Below are 20,388 nucleotides of genomic sequence, written 5' to 3'. Positions count from 1 at the left end.
AACCACCGACGCCTGATGACCGCTGGCCGCCACCGCTTCGAAAGGTGATCCGCTTCATCAAGGCGGTCTTCTCGCTTCCTCCGGATCAATCAAGATCCAGTAGCAGCGTGCCCACCACTCAGGGGGAGGCCCCCCGGCCAACCGGACGGCCTCCACCCCCATCAACCGAGCGCCCAACTGCAGCGGACCCACCGATCTACAACTGAATGGTCAGTGCTGGAGGTACACGGTCTCCTCCGTCGGCCCCTCCCTGGAGGGGACGATTACGTGGATGTAGCCACGGGCGGTGGAGTACTTGCCGGTGCCACCCGTGATGGCGGCGTCGAATCCGGTGGGCGGGGCGTCGACGGGTGGCTGGCCGCGCTGCCAGGTGATCTGCCCGTCGGGAAGTTCGTAGGTTCCCGAGCACAGCTTCGCGCCCTCGGCGGATACGTTCGTGCAGAGCGCTGAGCCGGTTCCGTAGTCGCTGTCATGGCCGCGGGCGAAGCTCGAGGTGCCGATGAACACGTTGCCGATGCCTGTGGGCTGGCCGCTGTCGATCAGGGTTTCGCCGGTCTTTGTCGCGATCAACGTGAATGCCTCGGAGTGCGGGGCCTGGCCCGCGTAGGCAAGGGGCCCTGCGGACGCAGCAGCGGAAATCGCGAGTGCGAGGATGGGCAGGCCAAGCTTTGCAGTGGGGGTCATGGATTCTCGCCTTGCTTCGTGACTGGGGGGATGGCCAGTCTCGTTCCGGCCGTGCCGCTCGACGTGATCAACACGCCACTGAAACAATCACCACACTTACAACCCAGCAACCGCCCCACCCCTGCGAAACCCCCGCGCGGCCCGGTCGGAACGAGTTTGGCGACTTAGAGGTCCTGACAAAGGCGTTGGACGTGTGGGTGGGTGATGAGGCAGGTGGCGAGGCCGAGGAAGGCTTCGTGGATGTTGTCGCGTCGTTCCCATCGGATCCGGAGCCGGCGGAAGCCGTGGAGCAAGGCGATGGTCCGCTCGACGACCCAGCGGTGGATCCCCAGCGCCCAGGCCAGGCGGCGGTATTGGTCGTGGTCGTAGCCGCGGTCGCCGAGGAGGCTGTCGGGGCGGTTGCGGGGCCGTCCGACCAGGCGGGCGACGGACGGGATCTTCTTCGGCAGGGGTATCAGTTGGGTGACGTCGTTGCGGTTGCCGCCGGTCAGCGAGACGGCGAGCGGGATGCCCTGGCCGTCGGCGATGAGGTGGTGCTTGCTGCCCGGACGTTCGCGATCGACCGGGCCGGGCCCGCTTTTGGGCCGCGCCGGGCGGCCCTGACGTGGAGGAGTCGATCACCGCACGCGACCAGTCCACCTGCTTCGCGACCCGCAGCTTCTTCAGCGGCACCACAGGCAGTTGATCCCACAGGCCGGCGTCGTTCCAGGCGGTCAGGCGCCGCCGGCAGGTCGTGCCGGAGCCGAAGCCCAGCTCCTGTGGCGGGTACTCCCACTGGATCCCGGTGTGCAGTACGAACAGGATCCCGCGCAGTGCCTGCCGGTCGGGCACCCGAGGACGCCCCTGCGCCTGTTTCGGCGCCGGCTCGGGCAGCAACGGCTTCATGAGCGGCCACAGTTCATCTGACGCGATCCACGGTCGCGGCTGACGTTTTCCCCACGGCCAGACCAACGACCAGCCGGACCGAAAGTCACATGATCAACAGCTTCTGTTAGGGCCTCTAAGCCCTGCGTGCCCGTGACCACGGGGCGGCGTCAAGACGTAGTCGTGACAGGGCCGGCGTTCGAGTTGATGACGCTCTGGATCAGCCCGGCGCCGGGAAAATCGGCGTAGACGATCCCGTAGCGGTGGTGCACGCTTTGGGCTTCATTGATCTTCTGGGTAGCCAGCATGTTCACGCCCTGGAAAGCCACCGAGCACGTGCCCAGGAAGCAGTTCACACTGGAGTACTCCTTTATGCAATTGGCAGACCAGCTGCATGAGTTGATGATGCCTCGTGTCCAGCCGGTCAGTAGATTGGGTGCACCGGTACCTGGGCTGGAATGACCGCTGGCAGCGAAATACGGAAATGACCCGCCCGAAGCACTGAGGAAGTTCACATAAAATTTCGCGGCCGGTCCGGAGCTTGCCGCGTCCATCTGGGCTGCAACGCCGCGCCATTTACGGGCCAAGTCCCAGTTGTTGGACATGTTGTAGTCGTCCTGGACAGACCAGCCGCTGTTGGCCCAGGGAATGCCCTCCCGGGTAGGCGAAGGGAAGTCCTGGAGGATGACGATCTTGCCGCGGATTTCGCTCAACGGCGGGTTGTCGCTGAGGCCGCGGTAGACGCGCGGGTCCGCGGACGCATAGCTGTGCACCCGGCCGGCAAAGTCGGATGCGGGCTGCTCCTGTGCGACCCGCATCAGAATCACCTCGGTCGGGTGCGCCTTGAGAAAGGCGTCGGCAGCCCCGAGTACGTCGTTCTGGAAGTCCTGTCCTTGTCGTGCGATGCCGTGATAGACGACCAGCCGGCCTGATGAGTCTCCCAGCCGGATGTCCCAGGCGCGGATCCCCGACTTCAGCTGTGTCACCAGGTCCATCGACTGCGTGAGGGCAATGTCTCCCCCGGAGAGTGAAGCGCCACTGTCATGGGTGCCAGGGATGGATATTTCACTCAGGAGTGTCGAGTTGGGCAGTCGGGCCATCCAGTCGGTGGAGGTCAGTCCGATACTGCTGTCGTGTGAGTATCCCGTGGTCTGGTCAGCGAGGGCAGGTACGGCCGGGCCGAAGGTCAGGCCGGCCAGTACGGCCGCCAGAACTGCCGACCGTGAGGCAACGCGGCGAACCTTGATCATGTGAGGCTCCTCCTCTTCTCGACGTACGGCGGCGTTGTGACGCGGGGCGAAGAGCCGCGCCGACACTGTCACATTATCGAAGATGACGTGTCCGCGTCATAAAATTTGGACGCCCCGGGTGCCTGGGGCGAAAGTTCTCTCGCTCGATGCGGTAGCCCAGGCAGCTCAGCGGAATGATCTCTTGGGACGGCCATGTCATACATGGGTAACGTGACAGTGCCTGCGGTGGTGAACGCACACCGCCGTTTGATTGAGCACCCCAAGCGGGCTGCTCTTGATCCGTCCGCGACGACGGTCAGGCCATAGTTATGGCGGCGTGGCCTGCTGTCGTATCTCTCCGGGGAGTACGTGCTGTTGAGAACGCCATCGCCAAGTGTCCACCCTCGCACGGCACGATGACTCCGCCGGAGGCGTGCCAGCACTTCACCGCCATACGCAAGGCCCTGGTGGCGGATCTGTGTGCTCTGACGCGGTCATACGCGCCCGTGCAGTGATTGTGGTACCTACGCCGTCTGCCTGATCTCTTCGATGGCGCCCTGGCCGCCACCGGCATGCACGAGCGCGGCCTGATGGAAATCCAGGGCCGTTCCCAAGTCCTGGCGGGTGGGCGTATGAGCCGGTCACGGCGTGGTGACGATGTCGGTGGGGGCTGCTACGGACGCATCGAGGCTCCTGTTGCGAAGGCATGACCTTGCCGGTCGCCGTTCAGAACCGAAGCCTCGATATGCCGTCAGTCGGTGACCCGGTGTAATTGTGTGATGGTTGTCAGACTGCGGCGGGGCCTGGTAGGGGTGTGGTTCGGGCGGTGGCGGGCACCTCGGTCGGAGGCCGAGTGGGTGGCGTCACATAGGGGTGCGGGCCATGCTCTGATCGGTGGCCCGTTCTCCGGGGTGTGAGGTCCGCTCGTGCCGGGCGTTGAACGCGACACCGGCTTCGACGTGCATCTCGTAACCGGGCTTCTTCTCTTCGCGGTTGATCAGGGTGATCGTGTGATGGATCTCGCGCGCTTGCCGGCGGCCTCGGTGATCGGCCCTACTGCGGTGACCGGGTCAGTTGCGGGCGATGCCTCCGTAGCGGGGGCCTCCACGGGGTTGCTGTCGGTGGCGTCGATGAGAAACGCGGAAGCGTGCTGGCGGCCACGACTCACGGTTGTGGTGCCGGGCCCGGGGCACACCCTGACGTACCATCAAACGATCACGTCACCGACAGCGTGACGGCATCCCGGAACGGGGCGTCTGGGCAGCAGCGGTGCGCTGTGGGTCAGCTCACATTCGTGCTGCTGAGCACTGGGTTCGGTGACGGGTAGCAGGCGGTGGGCACGTTGACGGGGAAGCCAAAGATCGGGACGCTGGCGTTGAAGGTCAGGCCCGGGTTCGAGTAGCTGCTCCCGGCGAGTTGGGTACTGACGGTGGTGCCCTTTTCCCCCGCCGTCAAGTCCAGGTGGACGACGGGCAGGGTGAAGGTCTGGCCGCCGCCGATCGGCCCGGGCACTGTCAGGAGCAGGGTGCTGCCGCTGGTCGTGAGACTTGGGACGCCCGATCCCAGTCCGGAACCGCCTGACAAGGACTTCCCGGTCAGCACTGCATTGGCCGGGATCGGCATGCTCAGCTTCAGGTTGCTGATGGACCGTACGGTGTAACCGTTGACCCCTCCCGGCACGGTGATCGGGGCGGTGGCCAGCGACACCGGGAAAGTGCTGCCCGCCGCGGCTGCGTCAGGAGCGGTTGCGGTCACGCCGGCAGGGATGGCAAAGGCCTGCGGTCCGACGATCGGCGGCTTTGCCTGGCAGGCGAAGTCCACGGGCGTCTCGGCAGTGGAGCCCGACGTGGCCGATGTGGCCGCGACACTGACTGCGGTGAGGACGAGGGCGAGGACGATCGGTAATCGTGGGTGCGTGGTGGCTGATCTCATGTTCACCTTCCAGGGGATGGGAGCGGGCGGCGCGGGGCCCGACAACCGGAATGGGTGGGTCTAGCCGTGTACATGTCAGCACGCCCCGCGGTGGAAGTCCAGGCCGAGGCGGCCTTGTCGCCTCGATTGCGGACGGGGGTGTCGACGCCGCTGCCGCCGGCTTCGACGGCCGCGTTGTAATACTCTTCTGCTGTCGTTGATCGGGTAAGAACCTCATCTGGATGCCGGTCGTCGCCCGGTTGTGGGCGCAGCCACTCGAAGTAGCCGCGGACATGATCGAGCTTGCCTTCCACAGAACTCATCACGCGGGCGAGTGCGACGTCCACCTCGACGTTCGGGTCGGCCGCGGTCAGGTCGATGCGGCGCCGGAGCGCGACATCGTAGACACAACTGCTCTTGCGTACGGCGAGCCGCTCGCCCTCGGGCGGCGAGCGGTAGCGCTAGACGAGTCATTCCGAATTGATTGTGATCAGCCCAACGGGGCCGACGCGGCGATCAGGTCGCCGGCCAGGACGGCGGCGATCTGAAGGTTGCAGCCGGGGTCGTAGGGCTTGCCCGACCACAGGGAGGTGCCGTGCCCTGTCCAGTCCCAGGTTGTGACCAGGGCGCCGGTCGAACTCATCAGGCCATCCGAACGGGATCGCCTTAGCGATCGAGGGTCGCGAATCCTGAGCCCCGTATTTTAAGGCCTCCAGGGGTGAATGGCTACTGAAGTGTGCGCGCTGGGTGTATGGCGCCGACCGGCTGGCCATGTTTGAGGACGGGGGGCGTTGCCAGCTCAGCGAGGGTGTGGTTGGTCTCGGCCGCGATGCCGAGATGCCGGAGCGCGGCGATCATGACGACAGGGCGGGCCCGGACTGAGCCATCCGCGATCTTCAAAGCGATGCATGACCCATCAGGCAACGCCATCACGAGGACACCTTCTGCTCCGTCCTTGGCGACCGATCCGGGAAGTGCGCGCATGAGGCGGGTCACGTCTCGGCCGGTCCCGCCCACGAACTCGGGATGCTCGGTCATCGCTTGGGCAACGCGCCGTTCCAGGGAACCCGGTGCGCCTGTCGCCAACTTGGCGAACGCCCTTGCCAGGCCTCGGTATCCAAAAGCGAAGAGTGGGGCTCCGCAACCGTCGATACCGGTCGCGGAGACCTTCTCACCGGTCAGGTCCTCGATGGTGGCACGCAAGGCCTGCTGAAGTGGATGGCACGGATCCAGGTACGCCGTAGTGTCCCAGCCGTTGGCGACACACGTGGCGAGCATCGCCGCATGCTTGCCCGAGCAGTTCATCGTCAGCCGGGTGGGGCCACCCCCGCCGGCAAGATGACTACGGAGCGCGGCTTCACCGATAGGCAGCCCGGCGACGCACTGCAGCGCGTCGGCGTCGAGCCCCGCCCGTGCAAGGATACGGCGCACCCCGTCGAGGTGAAAGGCTTCGCCAGAGTGGCTGGCGCAGGCCAACGCCAGCAAGTCACCGTCCAGGTCGAGCCCTGAGCGCAACATGCCGAGTGCCTGCAGGGGTTTGTTGGCCGACCGGGGGTACAGCGGGCGGTCCACCTCGCCGACGCTCAACACCGTCTCATCATCCGGGCCGACCGCAAGGAGCGTTCCATGGTGCACCGACTCCAGAAAGTCGCCACGCCAGACCTCCGCCACCACCACGTGCACGACTGTCTCCCCACGTCCATCCACTGGCCGACAACAGTTATCACGTCGCCCGTCGGTGCAGATGCAGTACGGAAAACTCTCGGCAGGCTTCTACCCACTGCGACTCACCCATCCACCACGGGAGGGTCCGCTGTCAGGTTCAGCCGCCGGCTGCGACTCGGCGAAATCTCCTCCGCGTCTGTATCAGCGGTGAGGGCCACGCACCTCAAGCAGCCCCCAGACCCTTCCCGCAACCTCGTGAATAAGCCACCGAGGCCATCGAGGTGCTGCTTGTCCTGTGTCGCTCACGGCATCTGCCCAATTCCTCTGAGTGGGCGTTAAGTCCGATCTTCCTCGGTTCGTGATCGCTCGATCGTGGTACTGATCGCGGTCCGGACCGCCTCGTGGGCATGTCCATGTTGAGATGCGGGGCGTGAAGAGAGAGCCGTACCTCAGCGACTTATCGGATGAGCAGTGGGCGTTAATCGAGCCGATGGTCACGGCCTGGAAGCAGGGCCGGGTGGCCCGGTCGGCGACCGGAGATCCCGGGTCCTGCGACCTGCGGGAAGTCGTGAACGCGATCTTCTACCAGAACCGGACGGGCTGCCAGTGGCGCTTGCTGCCGCACGATCTACCGGCCTGGTCGGCGGTGTTCTACTACTTCCGCCTGTGGCGCGAGGACGGGCTGGACCAGCGGATCCAGGAACTCCTGCGCTGCCAGGTCCGTGAGAAGGCCCGCCGGTTAGAGGACCCGTCCCTCGTGATCATCGACACCCAGTCCGTCCGCGCGGCCGCCGGTGTGCCGAAGGCCACGACGGGGCTGGACGCGAACAAGAAGGTGTCGGGGCGAAAGCGGGGACTGGCCGTGGACGTCCTGGGTCTGGTCATCGGTGTTGTCGTGCTGGCCGCCTCCGCCCACGACAACGCCGCCGGCACCATCCTGCTCGACCAGGCTGCCGAGCGGTGCGGGATGCGCCTGGAGAAAGCCCTGGTGGACCAGGGCTTCAAGGACGAGGTCATCATCCACGGCGCCCTGCTGGACATCGACGTCGAGGTCGTCCACCGCAACCCCGCTGACCAGGGCAAAGGGTTCGTCCCGCAGCCCAAGCGGTGGGTGGTCGAGCAGACGAACGGCACGCTGATGCTGCACCGGCGTCTGACCCGTGAGTATGACCACCGGCCCGACACCTCCGCCTCACGCGTCTACTGGGCCTCCACCGCGAACATGACCCGCCGCCTCACGATACCGAGTCCCGCCTGGCGCGACACTCTCGGACTGGCCGCGTGAACGTCGCCGAACTCCTCGCCGGCCTCCAGACCCAGCACGACGAGGCCACCGCCCGAGTCGGGGAACTACGCGGCCAGATCGAGCACCTCACCGCCGCCCTGGCCGAGATCGAAGCGCGACTTGCGGATCTGACCACCACCCGGAAGGTCGTCACGGAACTCGCGCCGACCGGAGACGAGCCCGATCCGACCGAGACGAACACCGCCTACCAGACCATCGTGAACGCCTTCAACCAGCACCCCGACCAGGCATTCAGGGCTCGTGAGCTGCACGAACTCCTCGGCCTGCCCACCCACGAGGCGTCCGTCAACATCACCCGCAGCCGCCTCGGACGCCTCACCCGCCGAGGCTTCCCCACCCAAGCCGAACGCGGCCGCTACCAGAAACGGACTTAACGTCCTCTAAGGCGGTGGTGAAGGAGTTAGCGGGCCGGGCGGGCGTGCGTCTGCTGGCAGTACTTGCCATGGACCTCTCCCGCCACACAGCCCTCCGCGCCCTGCTGGGGATTCCTCTGCCGACCAACCGGATTCCTCGAGTGGTCGGCGTCGATGACTTCGCTCTTCGCCGACGGCACCGCTATGCCCTGAAGAGCTACGGCACCGCCCACCGCGTGCTGATGCCCTCGGTCGAGCATCGCTCGCACAAGGGACTGAACAATCGGGCCGAGAACAGCCACCAGCCCACCCGCCAGCGCGAACGCGCGATGAAGGGCTTCCGTGATGCGGGCCGGACCCAACGATTCCCGTTCGCATTCAGCCGGATCTCACCCCACTTCCGGCCCCACCGCCACCGGCTACCGCGCCGAAATGATCATCCGCTTCGCCATATGGGACCAGATCGCCGGGGTCACCGTCATGCCCACCACGGCCTGACCCAGCGCGACCACTCTGCCCCACCATGCCCTGACGCACCATCAGCCAGCCAGCCCACGAACAACTTGACAGCACCCCCGTGGAACCCGGTGCATCCGCAGCGTCACGCGACGGCCCACCTCGACAGGCGCGAAAACATTACGGGCGAACCGCCGAGTCGATCAGAGCCCGAACCTCGCTGAAGGATCGAGGTCAATACCTGGCGGGATCGTGACCGATAGGCTGCCCGGAAGTGCAGCTCGCCGTTCGCGGAACATGGCAAAATATTAGCCAGGTTCTTATTCTGTGCACAAGATCTGGAATAATGCAGTAGGAGTGAAATCCGGCATTCGGGCATGGTCGCAGAAATCGGACGTAATTCGGCCGACATGATTATGAAGGATTTTTCGTGATAATGATAAGTAGGCATTCTTGCGTGTGGAAACTAATAGCCGTCGCGGCTGGCGCAGCGGTGGGCTGGACTGGACTTTCCGTGGGTGTAGCGGCTGCAGCGGAGGCCGACGCTGGCCCCCCACGGTCCAGCGTCACGATGATTTCTAATGACGTTATTCAGGTAGCCCATAGACAGTCGGCACCTTGGTGGAATACCCGGTCGTACGATGTCACGTGCCCGGCATCTCATAGATGGATGGTGAACGGGAAGTACGGCCAGCGCGTCCGCGTGTCTGCAAGTCACAGAGACATAACAACCCCTCCCAGTCAGATCTACGGGAAAGATAGACACGTAATTGCAGCTCTCCCTTATATCACCTACAGATCCGCTCGCGGAACGTATCATAACTGGTCTGTATACAACGAATCGGTGACAATTACGCTGACCTGTACCAGCGACATCAAAAAGGCATTGGTTAACTCCAGCTACATCCCTACGAGCTCGTAACACGATCTGCCGAGATGTCCTGGTCCGCGGCCTTGTCACGTTGTCGGCTGCATGATCGTTTGATGGTGGATCAGGGTGTGGTGGGGCCGGGGCTGGGCTGTGGTTCAGGCCGTGGCGGGCATGCCTGCGGCTCCGGTGATGTGGTTCCAGATCGTGAAGCGGATCATCATTTCGAAGCGGTGGCGGCCGGCGGTCATGAGGTGGCGGTGGAGTCTGAAGTGGGGTGAGATCCCGGTGAACGCGGACAGGAACCGCTGCGCGGATCCTGGGCTGCGGAACCCCTTCATCGCCCGTTCCCGCTGCCTCGTAGGCTGGTGCGAGTTCTCCGCCCGGTTGTTCAACCCCTTGTGCGCACGGTGCTCGACCGAAGGCATCACCTCCCGGTGTGCAGCCCCGTACGACTTCAGGGTGTTCGTGACGACCACCCTCGGCACCTGCCCGGTCGTGGTGAGGAGCCGGCGGAAAACGCCTGGCCGCAGCCTTGTCACGACGGCTCTGCACCAGGATGTCCAGGACGTTCCCGTCGGCATCGACCGCCCGCCACAGGTACTTCTGCACCCCGCCGATTTTGACGAACACCTCGTCGAGATGCCATTTACTGATCGTTTCAGAATGAGGTTCGGAGTCGCCGTAAGCAGATGATGCTGCAGGCGAGTTGGAGGAGTCCGAGGTGGAGGTCGGCTCGTATCTCGTAGCGGATTCGAAGGCGTTTGAACTGGTGGAGCCAGGCGAAGGTGCGCTCGACGACCCAGCGGGTCTTGCCCAGGCCGGAGCCGTGAAGTGTGCCGCGGCGGGCGATCCTGGGGGTGATCCCGCGGGCCCGGATCAGGCGCCGGTACTTGTCGAAGTCGTAGCCGCGGTCGGCGAAGAGTCGGCGGGGTCGGTGACGTGGCCGTCCTCGAAGCCCGCGGATGCGGGGTATCGCGTTGAGCAGAGGCATGAGCTGGGTGACGTCGTGACGGTTTCCGCTGGTCAGGGAGACGACGAGTGGGGTTCCGTGCCGGTCGACGATGAGGTGGTGCTTGCTCCCCGGGCGGGCGCGGTCGACTGGCGAAGGTCCGGTGTGAGCCCCCCTTTGAGGGCTCTGACGTGCGAGGCGTCGATCGCGGCGTCATCCATGTCCAGCAGCCCGGCGGCCCGCAGCTCGGCCAGGAGGACTTCGTGGAGGCGGGGCCACACGCCTGCCTCGGTCCAGTCCCGAAGCCGGCGCCAGGCCGTCACACCACTGCAGCCGAACCGCTCAGCGGGAACGTCCCGCCAGCTCACGCCCTTGCACAGCACGTAAACGATGGCCCTCAACGCCGCACGATCGTCTACCGGCAGCCGCCCGGGATACCGAAACCGCCTGGCCGGCCGCTCCGGCAACAATGGGGCCACACGTTCCCACAGGTCATCAGGCACGAGATCAGCAGACACACCCCAGATCCTGCCGACACCACACCCAACTGCCAAGCCCCGCAACCAATCTCATTCTGAAACGATCAGTTAGACCGACCGGCAAATGGATCACTTGAGGCGTCGGGTGGTGGGGCGGTCGGCCCAGCGGTAGCGGCTCGTTGCTCGACGGATGAGCATGCGGAGCGTGACGAGGGCGGCGGCCAGGTACAGGTAGAAGTCCACGATGCTGCCGCTCTTCTCTGTGCAGCGCCGCAGCTTGCCGTAGTCGTTCATCCACGAGTGCGTGCGCTCGACCACCCAGCGCTTGCCGGCTTGGATCGGGGCTGGCACGCCCTTACGCGCGATCTCGGCCGTGAATCCCAACTCGGCTATAAGCGCACGGGACGTGGTGCTGTCGTAGCCGCGGTCGAGGTTGACGTTGACCGCCGTCGGCATTGCGCCGACCTGTGCCTTCGCCGCCTCCAGGGTGGGGCCCAGCAGGGGTGAGTCGTGCCGGTTCGCGCCGGCGGAGACGATTCCGATCGGGACACCGCAGGCGTCGGAGGCGACCGAGCGTTTCAGTCCTTGCTTGCCCCGGTCGACCGGGGAGCGTCCCGCCTTCTCACCGCCGGACGGGGCCTTGGTGATGCAGCCGTCCACCGAGATCTCGCCCAGCCCGAGACCGATCATCCGGTCGTGCGCCTCGAGAGCCAGTGCGTGGACCTTCTCGGATATCCCCAGTTCAGACCACTCCTTGACGCGGCGTCTGATGGTGCGGTCGGAGCATCCGGGGGTGGAGATGCGCTCGTAGCCTGAGCCGTGGACCAGCGCGAGCACGACGTGCTCGAAGACCGTCCGGTCAGCGATCCGGCGGCGGTGGCAGCCCAGCGGGTGGTCCGCAGCGAACTCTCGCCGGGCGGGCAGGAGGGCGGAGAACTGGTCCCAGAGGGGTTCGAGCAGGCAAGATGGCAGCGCGGGCACGGCCGTCCTTCGTGATCACTGAGCGTAGAGAACTCCATGATCACGTGGACCCGTGCCCGCACTGCATCCACCGCGCTCGATCACTCGACAGAGGCTGCCTATTGCCGGTCGGTCTAAACGGAGTCGTCCTGACGCCCGGCCAGACGGAAGTGTTCTTCATCAACGTGGCCATTGATGCCAACGCCAGGGCGGTTGCAAGTTCCGGGGTCGTGCGAGCCGGTCGGTGTTGTGGCGGGTTGGGGTGGTTAGAGGAGCAGGCGCGGGCTTCGTGATCATTTGGGTGTCTACGCCCGTTGATCATGAGGTGGCCCGTGCCTGCTGCCATATCTTCTCCCGTCCCGGCTGTGCTTGTGAGGCTGGGTCCGCTGGACGCTGACCGGGTCGCTGATCTGCGCCCCTACTTCGATGCAGTGCCCGATCCGCGCTCACTGCGGGGCCGCTGGTACTCACTGACCGCGGTCCTGCTGGTGTGTGCCTGCGCGGTCGTCTCGGGAGCCAGGAGCATCGACGAGCTCGCCGAGTGGGGCCAGCGCGCCTCGGACACACTCCTGACAGTGATCGGTATCCGCCGTCACCTGCTCGGATGGCGGCGCGCCCCGTCGCCGGCCACGATCGGTCGCGTGCTGGGGGCTGTCGACGGCGATGTGCTGGACCGGGCGGTGGGCGCCTACCTGGCCGACCGGCACCGTGCTGCCACCGAGCCCACCCGGACACCACCCTCGGCGTCGGAGCGGCTGCGTGTGATCGCTGTCGACGGCAAAGCACTCAAGGGATCAGCCCGTCTCACCGCGAAGCGCCGACACCTGCTCTCCGCGGTCACACACGGCACCGTCGTCACCATCGCCCAGGTGGAGGTCGGCGCGAAGACGAACGAGACCACACACTTCCAACCGCTTCTGACACCGCTGGACCTGGCCGGCACCGTCGTCACCTTCGACGCCCTCCACTCGGTCCGAGCGAACATCACCTGGCTGGTCGAGACCAAGAAGGCCCACTACATCGCCGTGATCAAGACCAACCAGCCGACGGCTCACCGCCAGCTCGCATCCCTGCCGTGGCGGGACATCTCCATCCAGCACACCGCCTCCGCCACCGGGCACGGCAGGCGCGAGTCCCGCTCGGTCAAGACCTGCGCCGTCCCCGACCAACTCGGCGGGATCGCTTTTCCCCACGCCCGCCTGGCCATCCGCATCCACCGGCGCCGCAAGCAGACCGGCCAGCGCGAGACCCGGGAGAGCGTCTACGCCGTCACCAGCCTCGACGCCCACCAAGCCACCCCAGCCGACCTGGCCGCCGCAATCCGCGGGCACTGGGGCATCGAGAACTCCTCGCACCACACCAGGGACGTCACTTTCGCCGAGGACCGCCTCCACCGTCCACACCCGAACCGCACCCCGCGCGATGGCAACTCTCCGCAACCTCGCCATCGGCGCCCTGAAAACCCTCGGCGCCGCCAACATCGCCAAGACCACCCGAGCCATCCGCCACGAACCGCAACGAGCACTCGGCATCCTGGGCATCACCCACGATCCGGACACCCACGGAACTTGATCAAGCCCTGTGCCAACGCCCCTTGCGGGACCGTCACCAACCTGGTCGCGGTGCAGGACACACTTCCAGAGCAGGGGAACCCGAACCTCGACGTCGTAGCAGAAGACCCCACGAACATCATCGGCTGTCGGACCGACACCGGCGTGCCGACAGTCGCCAAGACGCACACACCGACGCAGTTCGCGCCGGGTGGAACCGGGTCGTACCAGATCTCCATCAACAACGACGGCACGAACGCAACTCCGCCGCTCCAGATGACGGACAACCTCCCAACAGGGATCACGGCCTCCGGCAGCGTTCAGGTACAGGGTCCGTTCACCTGCACGGTGGCGGGTGATCAGGCTTCGGTCACCTGCGACAGCGCCATTGGCTTGCAGCCCGGCGAATCGGCGACGATCACGGTCCCGGTGCGCATCGCGAATGACATCCCGTGCTCGAGCGTCACCAACAGGGTGAGCGTGTCCGGTACGACGCCTGGGCAGCCGCCGTTCACCGTCGTGGCCGACGACCCCACGACAGTCAACGGCACTGGCACCGGCACCGGATGCGGCAGCGGTGGTGGTGGATCCATCCTCCCCATCAACCTCAACGGGTTGTTCACCGTCTACAACAACATCAACACCAACAGCAACGTCAACAGCCCCGGGGCCAAAATCAACAACGCCCAGACGTTCCACGGCGCGTCATGACCTCCGGACAGGCCAGAGAGTAAGTGAACCGTTCCGGGGGACTGTAGGAAGAACGGCGCTTACGAGATTTTCGTAGGCGTTGATCGCCGCAACTCAGCTGTGGTGTCGGCTGGTTGGCGGTTATGGGCCGACTGTTTGTGTCGTGAGGGTGGGGGGACCCATTGCCGCGGTGCAGGTCGAGCGTGTCGAAGCCGGCGGGGGCGTTGTCACGTCGGCGGCGGCGTGATCGTTTGATGGTGGGTCAAGGTGTGCCGGGGCCTGGACGGGAATGTGGTTCAGGCCCCGGCAGGCAGACCGGTGTTGTCGGTGATGTGGTTCCAAACGGTGAAGCGGATCGTCATCTCGAAGCGGTTCCGGCTGGCGGTCGTCAGGTGCCGGTGGGGCCGGAAGCGGGGGGAGATCCCTGTGATGAAGTTCCCCCCTGAACCTGGACAGCGGGTGGTTACGCTGCGGGGGTGAGGTCGTGGGTGGGCCTTGACCCCGAATCCTGAACACGGGTTATGCGGCTGGTGTCAGCGTAGTTGGTGTGAGGTGGAGGGCGTTTTCGAAGGCGATCGGTGATCGTTGTCCGAGGCGGGAGTGTCGGCGTCGGGTGTTGTATCGGGTCAGCCATCGGAAGGCGTCGAGTCGGGCTTCGCACTCGTCTGGCCAGCTCTTTCGTCCCTGCAGGGTTTCGCGTTTGAAGGTCGCGTTGAAGGACTCGGCGAGTGCGTTGTCCGCGCTGGACCCGACCGCGCTCATGCTTCGCCGGACCCCTGCTGACCTGCAGGCTTCGGCGAATGCCCTGCTCGTGTACTGGGCTCCGTGGTCGGTGTGCATGATCGATCCGGCAAGGCTGCCGCGCGTGCGGATCGCTGCGGCCAGGGCGTCGGTGACGAGGTCCGCGCGCATGTGGCCGGCGATCGCCCAGCCGGCCAACCGGCTCGAGGCGAGGTCGATGACGGTCGCCAGGTAGCAGAACTTCCCGCCGTCGATGGGCAGGTAGGTGATGTCGCCGACGTACTTCGTGTTCGGGATTTCGGCGGTGAAGTCGCGGCCGATCAGGTCCGGCGCCTTGGCCGCGGTCGGGTCGGGGACGGTGGTGCGGTGCCGGCGGCGCAACCGGACTCCTTCGATCCCGGACGCCCGCATGAGTCTGGCGACCCGCTTGTGGTTCACCGCTTCTCCGCTCGTCTCGCGGAGCTCGGCGGTGATCCTCGGGGCTCCGTAAGTGCCGTCCGATTCCTTGTGCACGGCCCGTATCCGGACGGTGAGCCTCGCGTCGGCTGCCTGCCGGGCGGCCCGGCCCGTGGCTGTCCGGCGCCAGTAGTAGAAGCTCGAGCGGCTGACACCAAGGATGCTGCAGAGCCGCTTCACGCCGTAGCGGCGCTGATGGTCGGCGACGCACTGGAAGCGGTTCACCAGCGCGTCTCCCCGGCGAAATACTTCGCCGCTTTCCGCAGGATCTCGCGTTCCTCTTCCAGCTCACGGACCTTCTTCCGCAGAGCTGCGTTCTCTGCCTCCAGCGGGGCCGGCGGCTGGGCCGGTTCCTGCGTCCGGCGTCCGCGGGGCCGACTCGCTCCGGCCGCCCGGACCCAGTTCCGCAGCGTCTCCGGGTTGATCCCCAGATCGGCGGCGACCGACGTTATCGTCGCCTCCGGCCGCGACTCGTACAGCGCGACCGCGTCCGCCTTGAACTCCGGCGGGTAGTTCTTCATGACCACGAGATGTCCGTTCTCAGATCCTCAGGATCCAGTGTCTCGTGTGTGCAAAATCAGGGGTCAAGGCCCCTCTGTCTCAGGTTCAACTCCCATATGAGCGTGCGGTATTCGCCTGATGTGTATTCCTTGGACTCAACCGGTCGTTGCAACACAGGCCTGTTGGAGCAACAGTACTTGCTCGTTGAGTGCCTCGGCTGGGGTCTTCCAGCCGAGTGTCTTGCGTGGTCTGGTGTTCAGTGCGTGGGCGACAGCTTCGATGTCCTCGGCGGACCAGCGTGAAAGGTCGGTGCCTTTCGGGAAGTACTGACGCAGGAGCCCGTTCGTGTTCTCGTTTGTGCCTCGCTGCCATGGGCTGTGTGGATCGGCGAAGAACACAGGGATACCGGTCTCGATGCGGAACTGCGTGTGTGCCGACATCTCTTTGCCGCGGTCCCATGTCACAGAGCGCCTCAGCTGCTCGGGCAGCGTCGACATCGTGTTGGCGAGTGCGTTCTTCATGGAGATCGCTCCGTAACCGGCCAGGGCGGGGCCGTTCTTCGTTCGGGGGATTGTCCCGAACCCTTCCTCGCGGGGCAGGTGGACCAGCATCGTGAACCGGGTCGACCGCTCGACTACGGTGCCGATCGCGGAACGCTCCAGCCCGATGATCAGGTCCCCTTCCCAGTGGCCGGGAACAGCACGGTCCTCGACCTCGGCGGGCCTCTCGCTGATCAACGCTTCCGGCGTCACGTGCGCCCAGGTCTTCCGGCGTGAACGCGCCCGCGGCGCACGCAGAGCGCGACCGGTTCGAAGACACAGAATGAGCTCGCGTTTCAGCGCTCCGCGGCCCTGAATGTAGAGGGCCTGGTAGATCGCCTCGTGGCTGATGCGCATGGACTCATCATCCGGGAATTCCAGCTTGATCCGGTTCGCGATCTGCTCCGGACTCCAAGCCTGGACCCATGCCCGATCCGCGCGATGCGGCTTGTTCCGTCCCGTCCAGTTGCCTGTTGCAGGACCTGCGATAGCCCTGCCGCATGGCGTGCTGATCTGACCGGACAGTCGCTCCTGGACGTAGGCGTGCAACCGCGGGTTGGCAACGAGCTTTGCCGCTTTCGGGCGGCGTGCAGCCATGTCGGCTTTCCACTGGGCAACGGACGCCCGATAGTCACGCCTGCCGGCTCTCGTGGCCGCGTTGCGCCTCAGTTCCCGGGAAATCGTTCCAGGATCACGACCGACATCTCGAGCGATCTCGCGCACTCCTTTGCCCTGGGCTTTGAGAAGCGCGATTTCTTCCCGCTCGCGAAACGACAGGTATCTGCCCGAAGGCGGCTTCGGATCGAACGGTCGCATGCCGCCACACTGGCGGTACCAGCGCGTCGCGACCGCCGGCGCCACGCCGACGACGGCCGCGGCCTCCTCGGCAAGAAGGCCCTTGGCGATCTCCGTCCAGAACGCCGCCTCGACATGACGCTGGTACTTCGGATGCCCCGGAGACCTCAACTTCGGACGCACCGCCCTGTCCGCTGCCTGCTGACGACGAACCACCCCACACCTCCACGATCACGAGGTGTTGCGACGACCAGTTGAATCCGCCTTCAGATCCGCGGTCCGAGTGGGCGATACAGCCCGGCTTGAGGGCGCCGCGGCCGGCGGCCATTTTCAGGGCGCCGGTGACGAGCTCGGCGCGGTGGTGGTCGGCCATCGCGTACCCGATCACCTCGCGAGTGGCCAGGTCGATGACGGTCGCCAGATACCACCAGCCGGCGAGCGTCGGCAGGTACGTGATGTCCGAGACCAGCTTCGTGCCCGGCTCAGCCGCGGTGAAGTCGCGTCCGACCAGGTCCGGGGAGGGTGCCGCCCTGCGGTCTGCCTTGGTGAGGTTTCGGCGCTTGCGGCGGGTAATCCCGCGGATGTCGTGCTCGCGCATCAGCCGCTCGACCTTCTTCCGGTTGACCCTCCGGCCCTTTCGGCGCAGGGCCGCGGTGATCCTCGGGGCGCCGTAGGCACGACGGGATTCCTCGTGGACCTGCCGGATCTCGGCCACCAGCTCGTCCTCCTCGCGCGCTGTGACGGCGGCGGCCGGACGGGCGGCGAGGTAGGCGTAGTAGCCGGAGCGGGAGATCTCCAGGGCCCGGCACAACAGCGAGACACTGTAGCCGTCAGGGCGTTCGGGGCCGGCCTTCTCCGCGTCGACGAACGCGTAGCGCGTGGCTGCGTCTACTTCGTCTTGCGGTTCGCGAAGAAGGCGGTCGCTTTTCCCAGTACCTCGATGGTCTGTTCCATCTCGCGGACCTTGCGGCGCAGGCGCGCCAGCTCCTCGCGCTCGGCCGTGGTCAGCGCGCCCGTCGGCCCCTGGCCGCGGTCGGTCTTGTCCTGGTTGACCCAGTTACGCAGTCCCTCGGGGCTCACGCCAATCTCCCGGGCGACCTCGGTGACCGTCTTGCCCGACGAGTGCACCAGGGCCACCGCGTCGCGCTTGAACTCGGCCGTGTACCGCTTGCTCGTGTTGCTCTTCTTGCTCACTACCTGGGACTGCTTCCTCCGGGACTGTCCGTCCCAGTATCAGGCTGTCCAGCTCAGAGGGGGAACTTCAGTGAAGGCTGACAGGAACCGTTGCGCCCCGCCGACGCCGCGGAAGTCATTCATCGCGCGTTCGCGCTGCCTGGTGGGCCGGTCTGAGTCTTCCGCCCGGTGGTCCGATCCTTTGTGGGAGCGGTGCTCGACCGAGGGCATCACCACCCGGTGCGCAGCCCCGTACGAGTGGAGTTCCTCCGTCACGAACACCCGAGGCACCTGTCCCATGGTGGTGAGGAGCCGGCGGAAGAAGCGCCTGGCCGCGGCCTTGTCACGCGGGGTCTGAACGAGGATGTCCCGAACGTTGCCGTAGGTGTCGACGGCCCGCCACACGTACCTCCGCACCCCGTTGATCTTGATGAAGACCTCGTCCAGGTGCCACTCGTCGCCAGGCTGCGGGCGCCGTCGGCGTAGCGCCTTCGCGTAGGCCTGGCCGAACCAGACACCAGCGCCGGACGGTCTCGTACGAGACGACGACGCCCCGCTCCAGCATGAGCTCCCCGGCCTCGAGGAAGCTGAGCGGGCAGCGGAAGTACAGCGCCCGCGAAGCCTTCCTCGGGCTCGCCACCTGCCTCATCACCCACCGGCACCTCCAACGCCCTTGTTGGGACCTCTAGACGCAGCGGTGTTGCCCTCGGCGGGACACCGCCCAGATGCCCGCGCCGAGCGCGCTCGCGAAGAGGGCGCCGCCCGCAGCGATCGCACTCGGGTTCATGGACCCGATACTGCCGCCGACACCTCCACGCGCGGGACCAGACATCACCTGGAAGGAGGCGACGAGGTGGAGCGTGCCCGTCCCGCACTCGAAGGTGACCTGGTGGGTACCGAGAGCAGCATTGCTCATGACAACGGCGCTTCCCGAGAAGGAGCCGGCTGTCGTGCCGGGGGCCAGGTTGACCGTGGTGAAGGCGCTGGACACGGCCCGGACGGTGCTGCTCCCGCAGCCTTCCATGGCCAGGGTGACGGAAGAGCCCCGAGTGACGGAGGCTGGGGAGACCGTGACGTTGGAAGCTGCCTGGGCGAGGGTGACCGGCACGGTAGCGGTGACTGCGAGCGCCGCGGCCGTGACGGCGAGCAGACGACATGTGGTGAGGGACGGCGGTGCGGGCAGCTTGGACAGCATGGATAGGTCTCCTCGGTCTCCTCGGCTCAATGCGGATTCAGCCCGCACCGTGCTACGAACGCTACGAGTCGGACACGCAGGCGGCGACCACGAGGTGGTGAACGAGTGAGCGACCGCCCCACCTGGCCTAGCCCTTCGTGCGTGGTCCTTCTCCAGCTGGGAGATCACACCTCCCGCGAACCGGGGGCCTTCGTTCGCCCTCAGCGGGTCCAGGTAGTGGTCGCCCTTGGCGCGCATGTACGAAGACCACTTCGCGAAGACACCCGTGACGCGCGGATCGGTCAGCGGGGCCTTGAAGCCCTCGGCGCTGAGGAGCTCGACCAGTTCCGGTGCGATGCCCTCGGCCGGTCGTCGCGGCCTCCGCCCGGCCGAGGCAGCCGCGGACACGTCGTGGGAGCTGTTCCAGCGGGGGGTGCCGGCGGCCCCATCGCGACCCCTGAGCGGTGGTCGGCCCTCGCCCGCATCCCCACGGGTCCGCCGCCACCCTCGCCCGTGACCTCAGCCGGATTGCCCGCCTCCTCGCCCCCATCGAGCCGGCCCGGATCCTGGCCGCCGTCCTACACAGCCGCCTGGCCGGCCTCCCACACTGGGATCGGCAGGTCGCCGCACGGCAGGCCACCCAGCCCGGTCTGCGGCCGCTGCTCGCCAACCACTGGCCACTGCCCGACGCGCCGGTCCCGGCGCCGCCGCGCGACCTCAGCTGGCCCGGGGACCTCGAGCAGCCGGTGCTCGCCGTCGCGGCGGGCCCGGGCGGGGCCTGGTTGGCGACGGGCGACGCCATGGGTGAGCTGGTGGTGCGGGATCCGCGTACGGGTATCGTGCTGGCCAGGCGCAGGTTCACCGACGGTGTGGATGCCCTCTGGCCGGCCCGGCGGACGGGTCGCTACCCATGGCCTAGGGCCGGACCGTGGTTCGGGTTGACCCGCTGCGGCCGGAGCAGGCCGTGCCCCTGTTCACCGCCTCCGAACGGTTGCGTCGGCTGACTGCCGCCCCTGACGGCAGTTGGTACGCAGCGCGGACG

At 66.3% G+C, this 20,388-nt stretch carries 14 protein-coding genes and 6 pseudogenes; 5 read left to right on the top strand and 15 right to left on the bottom strand.

From position 1 onward, the window contains the following. Nucleotides 1-210: 210 nt before the first annotated feature. The 6 genes and pseudogenes from OG435_RS33790 to OG435_RS33765 all read right to left on the bottom strand — a co-directional run bounded on the left by OG435_RS33790 (nucleotide 211) and on the right by OG435_RS33765 (nucleotide 6,371). Nucleotides 211-684, bottom strand: coding sequence for a hypothetical protein (locus OG435_RS33790; protein ID WP_266882696.1), 474 nt, complete (start codon nucleotides 682-684; stop codon nucleotides 211-213). Between the two features lie 164 nt (nucleotides 685-848). Then, a pseudogene (locus OG435_RS33785) lies at nucleotides 849-1,569 on the bottom strand (IS5 family transposase). Between the two features lie 149 nt (nucleotides 1,570-1,718). Further along, on the bottom strand, nucleotides 1,719-2,798 hold the full coding sequence (locus OG435_RS33780; protein WP_266882694.1) for a phosphatidylinositol-specific phospholipase C: 1,080 nt from the start codon (nucleotides 2,796-2,798) through the stop codon (nucleotides 1,719-1,721). 1,260 nt (nucleotides 2,799-4,058) lie between these two features. Next, nucleotides 4,059-4,598, bottom strand: coding sequence for a cyclase (locus OG435_RS33775; protein ID WP_266882692.1), 540 nt, complete (start codon nucleotides 4,596-4,598; stop codon nucleotides 4,059-4,061). 580 nt (nucleotides 4,599-5,178) lie between these two features. Continuing rightward, the gene (locus OG435_RS33770; protein ID WP_266882690.1) at nucleotides 5,179-5,331 is read right to left on the bottom strand and encodes a hypothetical protein; all 153 of its coding nucleotides are present in this window, start codon (nucleotides 5,329-5,331) and stop codon (nucleotides 5,179-5,181) included. An 83-nt stretch (nucleotides 5,332-5,414) separates the two neighbouring features. Next, entirely contained in the window at nucleotides 5,415-6,371 is a 957-nt protein-coding gene (locus tag OG435_RS33765) for an asparaginase (protein WP_266882688.1), read from the bottom strand. A gap of 412 nt (nucleotides 6,372-6,783) precedes the next feature. Between OG435_RS33765 and OG435_RS33760 the strand changes: the two genes are divergently transcribed. The 4 genes and pseudogenes from OG435_RS33760 to OG435_RS50800 all read left to right on the top strand — a co-directional run. Continuing rightward, a complete protein-coding gene (locus tag OG435_RS33760) occupies nucleotides 6,784-7,638 on the top strand; it encodes an IS5 family transposase (RefSeq protein WP_430625544.1) in 855 nt (284 codons plus the stop codon). Continuing rightward, complete coding sequence (locus OG435_RS33755) at nucleotides 7,635-8,033, top strand: hypothetical protein (RefSeq protein WP_266886593.1); 399 nt, start codon at nucleotides 7,635-7,637, stop codon at nucleotides 8,031-8,033. Before OG435_RS33760 ends, OG435_RS33755 begins: the two co-directional genes overlap by 4 nt. An 8-nt stretch (nucleotides 8,034-8,041) precedes the next feature. After that, nucleotides 8,042-8,221, top strand: a pseudogene (locus OG435_RS33750) (ISL3 family transposase); the annotation flags it as partial. Next, nucleotides 8,222-8,510: pseudogene (locus OG435_RS50800) on the top strand (DDE-type integrase/transposase/recombinase); the annotation flags it as partial. It abuts the pseudogene before it with no gap. Nucleotides 8,511-9,494: 984 nt separating this feature from the next. Here OG435_RS50800 and OG435_RS33735 read toward each other — a convergent pair. The 3 genes and pseudogenes from OG435_RS33735 to OG435_RS33725 form a co-directional block, all read right to left on the bottom strand. Beyond that, a pseudogene (locus tag OG435_RS33735) lies at nucleotides 9,495-9,987 on the bottom strand (IS6 family transposase); the annotation flags it as partial. Between the two features lie 10 nt (nucleotides 9,988-9,997). Continuing rightward, a protein-coding gene (locus tag OG435_RS33730; protein WP_266874839.1) for an IS5 family transposase occupies nucleotides 9,998-10,806 on the bottom strand; the annotation gives its coding sequence in 2 pieces (ribosomal slippage) (nucleotides 9,998-10,467 and nucleotides 10,467-10,806; 810 coding nt in all). Nucleotides 10,807-10,896: 90 nt separating this feature from the next. Then, on the bottom strand, nucleotides 10,897-11,748 hold the full coding sequence (locus tag OG435_RS33725; RefSeq protein WP_266875534.1) for an IS5 family transposase: 852 nt from the start codon (nucleotides 11,746-11,748) through the stop codon (nucleotides 10,897-10,899). Between the two features lie 344 nt (nucleotides 11,749-12,092). Between OG435_RS33725 and OG435_RS33720 the strand changes: the two genes are divergently transcribed. Next, a complete protein-coding gene (locus tag OG435_RS33720; RefSeq protein ID WP_266882686.1) occupies nucleotides 12,093-13,988 on the top strand; it encodes an ISAs1 family transposase in 1,896 nt (631 codons plus the stop codon). Between the two features lie 498 nt (nucleotides 13,989-14,486). Here OG435_RS33720 and OG435_RS33710 read toward each other — a convergent pair. The 6 genes and pseudogenes from OG435_RS33710 to OG435_RS33690 form a co-directional block, all read right to left on the bottom strand. Beyond that, nucleotides 14,487-15,691 (bottom strand): IS3 family transposase gene (locus OG435_RS33710; protein ID WP_266875513.1). Its coding sequence is split into 2 segments (ribosomal slippage): nucleotides 14,487-15,400 and nucleotides 15,400-15,691, totalling 1,206 coding nucleotides; the frame shifts between segments, so codons are not numbered across the junction. Nucleotides 15,692-15,820: 129 nt separating this feature from the next. Further along, complete coding sequence (locus OG435_RS33705; RefSeq protein ID WP_430625793.1) at nucleotides 15,821-17,215, bottom strand: IS30 family transposase; 1,395 nt, start codon at nucleotides 17,213-17,215, stop codon at nucleotides 15,821-15,823. Nucleotides 17,216-17,276: 61 nt separating this feature from the next. After that, a pseudogene (locus OG435_RS50435) lies at nucleotides 17,277-17,852 on the bottom strand (IS3 family transposase); the annotation flags it as partial. A 35-nt stretch (nucleotides 17,853-17,887) separates the two neighbouring features. Then, a complete protein-coding gene (locus OG435_RS33700) occupies nucleotides 17,888-18,193 on the bottom strand; it encodes a transposase (protein WP_266882433.1) in 306 nt (101 codons plus the stop codon). A 57-nt stretch (nucleotides 18,194-18,250) separates the two neighbouring features. After that, nucleotides 18,251-18,782: pseudogene (locus tag OG435_RS33695) on the bottom strand (IS6 family transposase); the annotation flags it as partial. A gap of 75 nt (nucleotides 18,783-18,857) precedes the next feature. Further along, the gene (locus OG435_RS33690) at nucleotides 18,858-19,367 is read right to left on the bottom strand and encodes a hypothetical protein (RefSeq protein ID WP_266882684.1); all 510 of its coding nucleotides are present in this window, start codon (nucleotides 19,365-19,367) and stop codon (nucleotides 18,858-18,860) included. Nucleotides 19,368-20,388: the final 1,021 nt, after the last annotated feature.

It is taken from the genome of Streptomyces sp. NBC_01264 (assembly GCF_026340675.1).
Lineage (GTDB): Bacteria > Actinomycetota > Actinomycetes > Streptomycetales > Streptomycetaceae > Streptomyces.
Note: the sequence above shows the minus strand (reverse complement) of the source record. Positions and strands in the feature narration are given on the sequence as shown.

Coding starts and splice junctions, on each gene's coding strand:
- OG435_RS33790 (WP_266882696.1), bottom strand. CDS start 684: ATGACCCCCACTGCAAAGCTTGGCCTGCCCATCCTCGCACTCGCGATT.
- OG435_RS33780 (WP_266882694.1), bottom strand. CDS start 2,798: ATGATCAAGGTTCGCCGCGTTGCCTCACGGTCGGCAGTTCTGGCGGCC.
- OG435_RS33770 (WP_266882690.1), bottom strand. CDS start 5,331: ATGAGTTCGACCGGCGCCCTGGTCACAACCTGGGACTGGACAGGGCAC.
- OG435_RS33690 (WP_266882684.1), bottom strand. CDS start 19,367: ATGCTGTCCAAGCTGCCCGCACCGCCGTCCCTCACCACATGTCGTCTG.